Here is a 12,821-nt window from a genome sequence, read left to right as displayed (position 1 = left end):
GCTAAAAAATGTAGTGATTGATTATAATTGAAGTGTCCAATATTATAATTTTGGACAAATCAAGAAGCTGAAACTTGCTTTTTGAATTCGGCAGGCGTTTTCCCTACTAACTTTTTAAACATTGCATAAAATGTTGACTTTGAACTAAAACCAGCTTCAAAACCAATTGCTTCTAAGGTAAATTGATTGTTTTCTTGCAATAATTGTTTTGCTTCTTCTACTCTATATTCATTGATGAATAATGCAAAGTTTTTATCTAAATTATCGTTTAATAATTGTGATAATTTGTGTGAAGATATGTGTAAAACCTTCGCAATGTCGTTCAATTTTACATTTGAATTTTTGTGAAATTGATGTATTTTCATTGCATCTTTTAAAGAAGCCATTAGTTCTTGTTCTTCAATTTTATCAATCTTTTTTGCTTGGTATTTTTCTGGAATGTCTTGAAATATTAGATCACGATTCTTTTTTGATAATAAAAATATGAGCAGTATGTAGAATACAGCAGAAAATGTAATTGTTCCAACAAAATAGAGATAGAAATAACCAACTATATAAGCTACAAAAATTAACATGTTTGCTAAAAGTAGAATGAGTAACCAAGCTTCAGACGTTGTACATTGAATGTTTTTTTGAAATACTTTTTTGATGATATCTTTTAAAATGTATGTTGAAAGTAATAAATATATTCCCCAAGTTGCATAAATGTACGGAACAACATAATCGGACCAAAGATCAATATGATATATGTACGGTTTTATGATTCCGACTGCTACTATTGTACTCACAAGTATTGATATGTGAATTTTCCATGCAGTTGGAATTACTTTTTTGTTTTCAACAGAAGCTTTTAGGTAATGAAATAAAAATACTCCAATTAAAAAACAGGCGGATAATCCTAGTTGCATAATCCAGAGATTGCGTTCTTGACGTGGTGTAAAAATGGTGTATACTGATTTTCCAATTCGCACACACAACACTAATAATAGCAAGCCAAAAAAGAAGTTTTGAAAACGTTTTTGCTTGTTAAAGAATAAAAAGTATATACTAGCTATAAATCCATTGAATACGCCAATTGAGCATATAAAGAAAACTAATGGATTGTTCATGTGGTTTTTTAATTGATGGAATCAAATATATAAATATTATGAGTATTTTCAATTTAGATGATTGCTAAAATATGTGTCTTCTAAAATTTATTATTTTAAACAAAAAAAAGCGTTTAAAATAGTTTTACACCATTTTAAACGCTTTGTATATATTTTTTAAAGCTTATTCTTTAATTAAGGTAACTTTTACTGCATTCATACCTCTTTGTCCTTTTTCAAGTTCAAAAGATACTTTATCATTTTCTGTAATTTCGTCAATAGTTCCGCTTACATGCGTAAAGTATTTTTCATTATTTTCAGCATCGATAATGAAGCCAAAACCTTTGGAAGAATCAAAGAATGATACTTTTCCTTTGCGAACAGGATCTATCACTTCTTTTTCACTTTCTAAAGTTTTAGGTATACTTACTTCAATAGAATCTATTTCTATTTCAACCTTTTGAGAAGGATCTGGTGGTGTATCAGTAAGATTTCCATTATGATCTACATATGCAAATTCAATACCTTTTTTTCCGCTCTCTTTAGCCTTAGCTTTTCGAGCTTCCATTTTTTTACGCTTCTCTTCTCTCTTCTTTAATCGTTTTTTTTCTTTTTCAGTTTTGTTAAATGTTTGTTGCGATTTAGCCATTCGAATCTTTAAATTGTTTTTTTATGTGGTTTATAATATACTATAAAGATAAACTTTGTTTGTTATATTACGAAATAGAATTGTGTAATTCTACTTTAAATTTAATATTTTAGATACAGAGAATAAAAAAGTCTATCAGCAAATGATAGACTTTTTTTTAAAGATAGAGATATATATTTAGATAACTTTTACGTTTACTGCGTTTAATCCTTTCTTTCCTTCTTGTAGGTCAAATTCAACCTCGTCACCTTCACGTACTTCATCAATTAATCCTGAAATATGTACAAAATGTTCTTTACCTGATCCTTCTTCAGTGATGAATCCAAAACCTTTAGTGTCGTTGAAGAATTTTACTGTTCCTTTACTCATTGTAATGTAATTTATTTTATTTATAGTATTTAATAGTTCAAAGATGATACCATTAATTTGATTTACAAGGAATTAATTGAACTTTTTTACATTATTTTGCTAATTTACCCTAAAAAAGTAGGATTATACTGTATTATTTTAGTTAATAAGCACTTTTATGTGACTGAAAAGAATAAAATTTTAGTTTTATTAAGTAGCTTTTGGGTAATCAGTATACCCTTTTTTTCCAGTTGTGTAAAAGGTTTCTGTGTCCCAATCGGCTAATGATATTCCTTTTTGAAAACGTTCTACCAAGTCAGGATTCGAAATATATGGCTTTCCAAATGCTACCAAATTTGCTTCATTGGCATTTAATACATCATTTCCTTTTTCAAATGTAAAATCGGTATTAATGATTAAAGTTCCTTTGTATAATGGTCTAAAATGTTTCGCAATTTCGGTAACTGCAAACGGAATTTCAGAAACATCAGAAAAAGGTTCCGATAAGTGTACATATGCCAAATCGTAATCGTTTAATTTTTTGATGATGTATTCAAACGTAGGAATGGTTTCTTCATCCATGGTAATTCCGGCCATAGCTGAATCTAACGAAGGATTGAATCGTACACCAATTTTCTGTTCTGGCATTTCTTTTTTCATTGCGTCAAGCGTTTCAAAGAAAAATCGTGCGCTATTTTCAATATTTCCACCATAGTTGTCTGTTCGTGTGTTTGAACATTTTGTGAAGAATTGATGAAATAAATACCCATTAGACGAGTGTACTTCTACGCCATCAAAACCAGCTTCCATAGCATTTTTACCAGCATTTACAAAGTCTTGAATTGTTCGGTCAATATCTTCCTGCGTCATTTTTCGTGGCGTAACCGTGTCTTTAAAACCTTCTGGCGTGTACGATTTTCGGTTCGGATTTATGGCAGATGGCGCTACTGGTAAGTTTCCATTGTGAAAATCGGGATGCGAAATTCGTCCAACATGCCATAATTGAATGAAAATTTTTCCACCTTTAGCATGCACACGTTTTACGATTTTTTTCCAGCCTTCTGTTTGTGCTTTTGAGTAAATTCCGGGTGTATGAATATAACCAACAGCTTCTTTAGAAACTTGCGCGCCTTCGGTAATGATTAAACCCGCAGAAGCTCTTTGTTCATAGTAGATTCCGTGTAAGTCATCTGTTGGCACATTTCCTTCAGTATTGGCTCTACTTCGTGTCATTGGTGCCATAATTACACGATTTTTTAATGATAAATTTTTTGAAATATAGGGTTGTAACAATGGTTTTTTTGTCATACTTATTTTTATTAATTTCGTTTTATTAATGATATTTTTAAAGCCATAGGCTGATTTTCGTTACTTACATAGGAGTTTTTAGCAGGTATAAAACGTACTATATCATCTTTTTCTGGTATAAAGTCACAGGATTTAAAGTTGAAATAATAGTCTTTGCTTATTTCAGTGTTTTTGATAAAACCTTCTTGATAGCCAAGTGCTACAACTTTACTTTCAATGTATCCAATTTTATCTAGTTTTGCTTCATCGAGATCATTTATTACTGTAATTAATCCAGTTTCTTCTATGATAATAATGTCTTCTTCTCGGTATATATTCAAATCAAAATCATAAATTAATTTTGAATAGAATTTTTTCGTATTCATGGAATAGTATTGTACAAGTTTTTCCGTTGATTGTATGATAATACCATAGTGTATTTTTTTGATATGTTGATGATATCGATATGCAATCCCAAGCGAATTAATAAACGAGATAATATAATTAAAGTTTCTGTCAATATAGTTTACTAAACTTTTATTAGCTAAAACGGCATCAGGATGATATACCGTTTCTTTTTTCATAGCAAACAAATAGTTGGTATAAAATAGTAACGTGCCTTTTTGGGCAATAGAGTTACTGTTTGAATCGTTTATTTCAATATTTATATACTGTTTTTTATTGTCAGAATCGTTTTCTTCACTTGTATCTGTGAGTTCAGTTTTAAGTTTTTTTTCTATCGTGACATCAAATGTTTTTCCTTTGGAATATACTGTTTTCTTTATACTCTGTACATATTTCTCTTGTGGCTTTTTAAATATATAAACCTTTTCTCCTCTTTGAGTTTTTATTTGAAAAGTAGCGCTTTTACTCTTTAACAAATTGAACCATTTTAGTGCTATCTCATTTTTTTTATTTTTTACTTTTAAGTAATACAGCAATTCATTTTTTACAGTTTTTATTTGTAGTGTGTTGTTAACATCTATTCTTTTAGTTTTGTATACTTCCTCGGTATTAGATGATTTATTTTGTGGAAACTTTTTGTTGGTTAAGGTAATAGTGTATTGACTACCTTTATTAGTAATGCTGTCTTCAATTTTAATTATGGAAGCTTCAAATTCGTCATTAATAGTGATCTTTTCATTACCATCCATTATATATTGAAGGTATTTTTTTTCAACCTGTATGTTAGTTGAATCCGAAGTCAATTTATATGGCACGGAATGAATGATATTTCCTTTGGTAAAATAGGCTTTCAGCTGTTCAGACAACATTTCAAAAGGGAATGTTTTTACAATTCTAATGTATTTTTTAAATAAATCGTTGTGTTCATCTTTTATAATCCAAATCAATTCAAACAACACAGGATACATTCCAGCATACAGAAATTTATTGAGTACTTTTTTTGTAAATTTTGCTCCATAAGAATTTCGTTTAAATTCTCTTAATAAAACTTCTTGTGCTAGCGTTTTATTAGCATGATTGGTTAAAATTATTTTTAAGATAGACTGGTTGTATTTACGCAAGTTTTCTTCAAAATTATACCTGTATATTTCATCTAAATTTAATCTTATTAGATATGAAAATACTATAAAATTCCATTCTTTATTTAAGTGTTTTATGAGTTCATTTTCCGAGCGTTCTCTGGTTATTGTAGATTTTAATCTTTTAAATCGCCAATAAATTGACCTTGAAAAGTCATAGGTAGCAATTGCTTTATCAATAGCACTGTAAAATTTGGTGAAATTTGGTGTATGTTCTCCAATTGCTTTGAATATTAGCATATCCGTTTCACTTTTTTCCTTATCTAATATTTTTACAGGAATTATATTACTTGAAAAGTGATTGTTTTTTTCTTCATACTCAGCATAAAACCAATTGTAAATCCACCATAAATTTTTAAATACATAATTAATTAGTTTATCAGAATCTAGTGATGAAATTGCTCCAAAAACAACCTCTAAAGGCAATATCATTTTTTTATCTTTTATGTAAAAATATTTCCATAAAAGCAACGTATTGTACATATACGTTTCTGCTAAATCATATATTTCTGATCGGTATGTTTTAGAATAGTAGGCAATTTTACAAGGCAATATTATGTGTTCATTAAAATGATTTTCGGTAAATTCTGATGGCGTAATTTTGTTCTCTTTAATTACAAACGTTGATTTTTCACTTCCTTGTCCGGCAAATAGATATTTAAAAAAAGACATGTACTTATCTTTAGTATCAAGTAAATCGCTACACATTAAAATTGCTTCAAACCATTTAACATCTGTTACATTAATTTCTAGTTTGTTATGGATTATATATAAACTTTTAAGATATATGGCTGCAAAAAATTCTTGATAAGTTTCGTGAAAAAATGATATATTTTGATTCGCATTCACTTTAACTATTAAGTTGTCTATCAATTCATTATAGATATGATTTACAGCATAGGTAGAATTGTATTTTGGAATTATTTTTACTATTAAATTTTTAAATTCTAATAATGAAATACTAACAATTCCTCTAGAACGCATGATAAAAGCAATTTCAGCTAGGAAATCAAATTTTGTCTCTTCTCTTATAATTCTCGATTTTTCTTTTTTGCGAACTTCTAATTTATATAAGCAACGAATAAATGCATTAAAAAGTGAACCCTTATTTGCAGGAATCGTTTTATTCTGTTTGATTACAGAAATAATCATACGCAACGTTAATGGATTGTAGGCCAAATTCATCATTGAAGCGTTTTTTTCTAGCTCATTCCAAATTTTAGCATGATTGTTATTTATATGATTTTGAATGAATTTTTTGATTTGCTTTTCATTCAATTCTTTTAGTTCAAATACAGGAATTGAAAACCTATTTGTATGATTTTTTTTTCGTTCAGAAATTACAAATGAATTTTCTGGATACGTATGTAATAGATGAAGTAATTCTTCATACGCTTCAACATCAAAATGTGCGTCTACTTCATTTAAACCATCAATTAAAATATGTAACTTTCCTAACTGTAACGCGTCTTTCAACCATTCTGAAGAAGATTGGTTTTCAAGCATTTGCATGAATTTATTTTCTTTGCTATAATCTTTAGCTTCAAGTAGAAAAGGAATTTTTATAGTAGCATTTCCTTCTATTATTTTTTGTGAATTTTTATAGACTAATTTTTGTAGTGTCGTAGATTTCCCTGAACCTGGATTTCCAATAATATGTACATGTGAAGTATCATTAATTATTGTTAAGATACTATCTATTCTACGTTCTTTTGACTCTTCATCATCAACTTCATCATCATCACTTTCTATGTCTATATCTAGTAAACTATCGGGTTTTAACATATCTCTGAGTAAATCGTACTCATTCATTTTCTCCAAGCCAACTACTTCAATATCTTCATAGCCTTCTTCTCCTAATAGTTCAACATACACGCGGTCAATAGTTTTGAAATCTTGATTGTATATATTTTTCTTTACATAATCATCAACTTTAAACGTGTAAAAATCAACTAAAAGATGTTCCAAATCTTCTTTTGAAATACTTCTTTTTAGCTCATTAAATTCAATATGTTTTTCTCGCCATTTCTTAAGTAATTCGACAGAATATTTACCTTCATTTCGGTGATTATCAATAATCATATGATGTTCATCACATAGAAGAATAAGATTATCATATGCTCTGCGTTCATCATTTGTCATTTCAAGACGATAACGCGGACCGTTAGGACTTGCGGCTTCAATATGACAAATTTTTCCAACCAAAGTATTACCATCTTCTCCAACTACTGAACGTTTACAATTAGGAGCAGAACACTGATTTCCAGTAAGTGAAAATAATTTTTTAATATCTGAAACCAGATACGCGCGAGGATTTACCATAAAAAACTTAAAATAATAGTTCTAAATATACAAAATTAGTAGTAGACACCTACTCTATAATTACTGTTGAATCTTACTACTTTTGTATAAAAGCAGTTTTTAGAATGTTTTGTATAGGAATTTATATTATTTTTTTGTGATGTTAACAAACTCACAGACTATTCATAACAACAAGAAATGGATTTTGTGAAAAACTATACGTCAAAACCAAGTTAATTAGCCTACTGTTTCAAACCATAAGATGCGCGTAGCGTTTTCATTAATTTTACACTACAAACGTTCTAAAACAACTCCAACAATTGCAGGATTGACCGTTTTTGAGTATAAGGTGATTTCATGACTATTTGCAACGGTTTTGTATGGTTCGTCTAGTTGTGCATCTATACCAAAACATTGAAAAGATGTAGCCTTTTTGAGAATCGAAAGATCAATTTTTATATTCGATTTAAATGTAAATTTCGGGTTAGCAGCCACATAAAAAGCGGCAACTCTTGAGGTTAGTATGTCTAAATTTTTTGGAATATAATCTTTTCCTAATTTTAATATACTATTGTTAAACCAGCTTCCAGGTCTAATAGAAATAATTCCCCAAGCATCTGCATATACTTCTACAGTTTCAAATTGTGAGATAAACTCAAAAGATTTATGTGTATCATTATCTAGCATAAATATGTTTGATAAATTGTCTCCTTTTCGCAACGCTACTTTTATCGTTCCTGAATTATCAATAGTTCCTTCTTGTACTTTTTGTTTCCAAGAATATACTGAATCTGAAAAAATCCAATCAGGCTTCCACTCCAAACTTCCATTAATGAGTACTTGTATCCATCCGTCTGCATAACTTTCTGGAGCTTCATTTTTTTTCAATAATTCATTTAATAATGTTTTGTATGGAAAATTTTCATTCTTTTTTAATACATATAAAAATGTACGATAGTTTTCAGATACACTATTTCCTGAACTTGTGAATAATACATCTGAAGCTACTGAAAGTGGCGCTGTATCACTAAATTGAAATTGTTCATATGAAATTTGACCTATTGGATTGGGTTTCCAATACCAAGAAATGGCTGGCAAACAAAGCTGATTGATGTTTGTAGGTATGTAAGGTGATTTTGCGACACCAATTACAGTTAAACATCTTTGCTGTGCTACTTTTGTAGCTATTCCGTCTAAATATCTTGAAATTATTGAAGTCATCATATATTATTTTTGAAGAAACTCACCCAAACTAAATAGCCCAGGTGAGTTTTTTAGTAGATACTAATAAATTATGGTTTTTCTACACCTGGAAAACCTACCGTAACTCCAATAATTACAGGATCGTCAGAAGTTGATCCTCCCGTAACTATTGTATCGTTTCCTGTGGTTTCAATTTCCTGTTTGTATGATCCTCCATGTCCTCCAAAGCTAAATGGCCCAATACGGAATCCGCCACCTGCTTCAATTTTTTCCTCATACATTTTATAGGTTGAAGATTTCATTCGTATGCTAAATGATGGTTTGTAAGCTACTACTAGCCCAGTAACCATTGTAGAACAAAGTCCGTCTTTACCAAATAACGGGTGACTTCCGCCTGTCGTAGTATACGGAGATAATATGCTATATCCTTGTCCTTTGTTTCCATTGATAGCTATTTGTTTTAAAAATCCGCCATCATACCATTCTCCTGGTGTAATGTTTACAACCGTTGCAGATTTTAAGTTAATTGTAGCTGTTACACTTTTGTCAGATTTTGAAATATCTGTACGTTGCCAACCTCCGTTAGCGTATACTCCCCAAAATGGGTTTCCGTATCCAACATTTCCTCCAGCCCACGTTTTTTCAATTGAACTATCAGATTTATCTGCCTTTAATACAATTGTTTTTTCACCAATTGTACCATCAGTTAATTGTTGTCTCCATTGTCTACTTGTTGTAGCAATATTAAATACAGGTTGCCATTCCAAATTACCAGCGCCATTTTGCACAACTGTCCATCCGCGAGGTGAATTTCCGTCAGCTGGTTTACTTGTAGGCATCTTAGTAATGTCTAATGCTTCTTTTAATGTTGTTGGCATTTGTGCTTCATTAAGTGCTTCCATCTGATCAAAGACACTATTTGCCGCTTTTTGAAGTCCATCTGCTTCCTTTGCATACACGTCACCAGGTCCAGCTAACCATGCAGTAATATCTGGATATTTTGCTGTAAAGACTGCACCACCATTTTGCTTGGCTGTATTGTAAGCAGTATTAGCATTTGTCCATGTAATAGTAATTTCATTTTGCAATTCTGTCGCTTGGTTTGATAGATCTCGAAGTTGTTTTTGAGCTTCTGGAGATTCATTAAAACCTACATGTGCAAAAATTTGTCTGTAGTTTTTAAAAAACGTAGAAGCGCCTACTCCTCCAAATATACCAATTGGACTGTACGCTGGTGCCGCGCTCATAAATTGATACGCTTCTCGCGATAATTGTCCTATTGGAGCCACTGGCCAGTTAAAAGATACTGCTTCTCCTAACATTTGGAAATATTGATTTCCGTCGCCAATAACGTTTCTAACTATTTCGCTGTACGATTGACTAAATAAGTTTTGATTGTCCATTTTTTTAATTGTTATTTCCCTACTCATATGGCTTTTCGGGTAACGCCTCCATAGTTTACCTTATAGAAAGGCTCGTTTTTTTTAGTGAGTTCTGCTCCACCTTTTTATTCATTAAGTAATTAAAAAGGACTCTTACATTTATTCTTTGTATATCCTTTTGTCATGAATATTGATGAAATAAAGTTTTTGCTAGCTGTGTTTATTTCTTGCAATAAATCGCTTTGTAAAACTCTAAAAAAACTACTACATAAGTCAAAAGGAAAACAAGGCATTTTTTAAAAGATGATTATCCTATTTTTTAGAAGAAATACCCTATATTTAAGTTTTGCACTTGTTTTTCTAGCTGGTATCGCTCTATATTTGAGTATTCAGTATTAACTAAAAAAACAATAATATGTTAACGAAAACAGAGCAAGAAACGTTACTTCTAGACGGAAGAGAAATATCTTTAAGTGAAGCAAATGAATTTATTAATCAATTTAATTTATTGAAAAAATGCGTTAAAGTATCTCCTGAAATAGAATTACCAAATGGAATCAATGCTACAGAAGTTAAACAATTTATAACTTCTACCAATGAATACAATGCATTCGTATTTAGTAAAGAATTAATCAAACGCTTTTTTGATGAACAAAAAGGAAAAAACGATGCTGATTATTTAGTGGTTGTGTTAGGTGCCTATTTTCAAGATGCTTCACCACACAGTTACGATCGTGAGATTGGTTCCAAACAAGGAGCTTTTACAGTACTTACAACAGGATGTGTTAAAGAAAAAAACAGCTATAAAGTTATAGATATTCACAACCCAGTAAATCAATATGCTCCAAACATGTGTGTGTCGCGTTTGCAATTAGACTTAAAAAGCAATTCATTTAATATCATCAAATAATAATTTTCAATATCCAACACATTTTAAACTACATATCAATTTTAAGCCCTTGGATTCCAACACTTCTAGGCCTGCTTTTTTTTAAAAGTATCTTGCAGAAAACCAAATGGATTGTACTTGTCGTTTTTATTGCTAGTATTACCCAAACTATACGATTATACTTAGGAAGAACTCCAGATATGAACATTTTTTACAATATAAATGTGACACTGGAGTTTTTGTTTTTAGTCTTCTTTTTTAAAGATCGTTTTCATAATAAGTATCTAAATAAACTATTTATAATTTCAGCTTTTATAGCGCTCATTGTTGGATTGTTTTCTTTTATACAATTCGATTTTAAAACCAAATTTTTTACAGCATGGCTAACTACCAATAATTTAGCTTATACCATGTGGATTCTTTTGCTTGTATATGATTATTACGAAAGAGATTTACACGATTTTAAACACGAGAAATCCTTGTTGTATTATTTAATTGGACTTTTCTTGTATACAAGTTGCACAGGACTTATTTTTCCTTTGTGGGAATATCTTATGGCAACTAAAGATGCGTATTATATTAGTCCTTGGATTATTCACGATCTTTTTAACAGTGCCATGTACGTGTTTATTGCAATTGGACTTGTGGTAGAATATAGAAATTCAAAGAAAGTAGATGCATAGCGAAATTGAGTCAAATATTGTATTGTTTGTGATTATAGGTTCACTTTTATTGTTCCTATTGGTTACATTTTTTATTGCGTTTTTAGCATTGTATCGAAAAAAAAGACGACAGCACAAACACGAACAAGAAAAGTTGGCTACCGAATTTGCCGCCACATTACTTCAATCTCAATTGGAAATTAAAGAACAAACGCTTCAAACTATTGGGCGCGAATTGCACGATAATATTGGACATACCGCAAGTATTATTAAGATTTATCTAAATACAATTAATTTAAAAGATGAAACTGATAGTAAAGATAAAATTGTAGAATCAAAGGTTTTATTAAAACAATTAATTAGAGATATAAAACAGCTTTCTTTAGATTTAAATAGTGATAGAGTGATTCAAATTGGACTTTGCAATGCACTTTCTGTAGATGTGGATCGGTTAAATAAAATTAATTCTTTTCATACAAAATTAGCTATTATTGGTGATGAATTTATCTTACCAAAAACAACAATTACCATTCTGTACCGAATGATTCAAGAAATTATCAATAACACCATTAAACACAGTAAAGCTTCCGAAGTGATACTTACACTAACATTTCTAGAAAATTTACTTACCTTAGTCATTCAAGATAATGGCATCGGTTTTACGGTTACTGAAAAGATTGGTCATGGAAATGGACTTTCTAACTTAAAAAATAGAGCCAATGTAATACATGCCAAATTTCACATTGAAAGTATTATAAATAAAGGAACTACAACTACTATACAAATACAAAAAGAATAGATGCATTCTAACAAAATTGTCAAAATAGGACTTGTTGATGACCACAACTTATTTAGGAAAGGGTTAATAAGTCTTATTAATATGCTGACGATTGAATGTACTATTTTGTTTGAAGCGTCAAACGGACACGAAATGCAATCGCTTATTACTAAAGATACAATTCCAGATATTATTCTGTTAGATGTAAATATGCCCAAAATGGATGGTTTTGAAACTGTTTTATGGTTGCATAAAGAATATCCCAGCGTAAAAATTTTGGTAATTAGTATGATTGGAAAAGAAGAAACGATTGTCCGAATGCTAAAACTTGGCGTTAAAGGCTATTTAAGCAAAGATGTTGAGCCCGAAGAATTGCAAGAAGCCATCATTTCAATTATAGATAAAGGCTTTTATTATACCGATTTTATTACGGGAAAGCTCGTACATTCTTTTCAAAATGGTGTAAATGAATTTGAAGGCGCGCTTCGTTTTCACGAATTAAAAGAACGTGAACGTGAGTTTATAAAGTTTGCTTGTAGCGAAATGACTTATTATGAAATTGCCGGAAAAATGTTTGTCAGTCCCAAAACAATTGATGGATATCGGAATTCAATTTTTGAAAAACTACATGTCAAAAACAGAGTTGGTTTGGTCATGCTCGCCATCAAAGAAGGCTGGATTAAACTGTAA

Annotated in this window: 11 protein-coding genes; 4 read left to right on the top strand and 7 right to left on the bottom strand. The window is 30.3% G+C overall.

Annotated elements, in window-relative coordinates; genetic code table 11:
* Positions 1 to 59: 59 nt before the first annotated feature.
* The 7 genes from ACQ654_RS01065 to ACQ654_RS01035 form a co-directional block, all read right to left on the bottom strand.
* Positions 60 to 1,109 carry a helix-turn-helix domain-containing protein gene (locus tag ACQ654_RS01065; RefSeq protein WP_430408456.1) on the bottom strand — a complete coding sequence of 350 codons (1,050 nt, stop codon included), beginning with the start codon at positions 1,107 to 1,109 and terminating at the stop codon, positions 60 to 62.
* A 163-nt stretch (positions 1,110 to 1,272) separates the two neighbouring features.
* Positions 1,273 to 1,737 (bottom strand): cold-shock protein, encoded by a 465-nt coding sequence (locus ACQ654_RS01060; RefSeq protein ID WP_430408455.1) that lies wholly within the window; start codon positions 1,735 to 1,737, stop codon positions 1,273 to 1,275.
* Between the two features lie 177 nt (positions 1,738 to 1,914).
* Positions 1,915 to 2,106, bottom strand: a complete 192-nt coding sequence (locus ACQ654_RS01055) for a cold-shock protein (RefSeq protein ID WP_430408454.1) — start codon at positions 2,104 to 2,106, stop codon at positions 1,915 to 1,917.
* Between the two features lie 189 nt (positions 2,107 to 2,295).
* Positions 2,296 to 3,393 (bottom strand): alkene reductase, encoded by a 1,098-nt coding sequence (locus ACQ654_RS01050; RefSeq protein ID WP_430408453.1) that lies wholly within the window; start codon positions 3,391 to 3,393, stop codon positions 2,296 to 2,298.
* Positions 3,394 to 3,404: 11 nt separating this feature from the next.
* Positions 3,405 to 7,238 (bottom strand): NACHT domain-containing protein, encoded by a 3,834-nt coding sequence (locus ACQ654_RS01045; RefSeq protein ID WP_430408452.1) that lies wholly within the window; start codon positions 7,236 to 7,238, stop codon positions 3,405 to 3,407.
* A 270-nt stretch (positions 7,239 to 7,508) separates the two neighbouring features.
* Positions 7,509 to 8,438, bottom strand: coding sequence for a hypothetical protein (locus ACQ654_RS01040; protein ID WP_430408451.1), 930 nt, complete (start codon positions 8,436 to 8,438; stop codon positions 7,509 to 7,511).
* Between the two features lie 71 nt (positions 8,439 to 8,509).
* Positions 8,510 to 9,850, bottom strand: coding sequence for a hypothetical protein (locus tag ACQ654_RS01035; protein ID WP_430408450.1), 1,341 nt, complete (start codon positions 9,848 to 9,850; stop codon positions 8,510 to 8,512).
* Between the two features lie 367 nt (positions 9,851 to 10,217).
* On the opposite strand from ACQ654_RS01035, the gene ACQ654_RS01030 reads away from it, so the two are divergent.
* The 4 genes from ACQ654_RS01030 (at position 10,218) to ACQ654_RS01015 (ending at position 12,821) form a co-directional block, all read left to right on the top strand.
* Positions 10,218 to 10,712 carry a hypothetical protein gene (locus ACQ654_RS01030; RefSeq protein WP_430408449.1) on the top strand — a complete coding sequence of 165 codons (495 nt, stop codon included), beginning with the start codon at positions 10,218 to 10,220 and terminating at the stop codon, positions 10,710 to 10,712.
* Between the two features lie 92 nt (positions 10,713 to 10,804).
* Complete coding sequence (locus ACQ654_RS01025; RefSeq protein ID WP_430408448.1) at positions 10,805 to 11,374, top strand: hypothetical protein; 570 nt, start codon at positions 10,805 to 10,807, stop codon at positions 11,372 to 11,374.
* Positions 11,367 to 12,152, top strand: coding sequence for a sensor histidine kinase (locus tag ACQ654_RS01020; protein WP_430408447.1), 786 nt, complete (start codon positions 11,367 to 11,369; stop codon positions 12,150 to 12,152). The genes ACQ654_RS01025 and ACQ654_RS01020 overlap by 8 nt, the downstream gene beginning before the upstream one ends.
* On the top strand, positions 12,153 to 12,821 hold the full coding sequence (locus tag ACQ654_RS01015; RefSeq protein WP_430408446.1) for a response regulator: 669 nt from the start codon (positions 12,153 to 12,155) through the stop codon (positions 12,819 to 12,821).

It is taken from the genome of Kordia sp. (assembly GCF_965283645.1).
In the GTDB taxonomy this organism is placed as follows: Bacteria; Bacteroidota; Bacteroidia; order Flavobacteriales; family Flavobacteriaceae; genus Kordia.
Note: the sequence above shows the minus strand (reverse complement) of the source record. Positions and strands in the feature narration are given on the sequence as shown.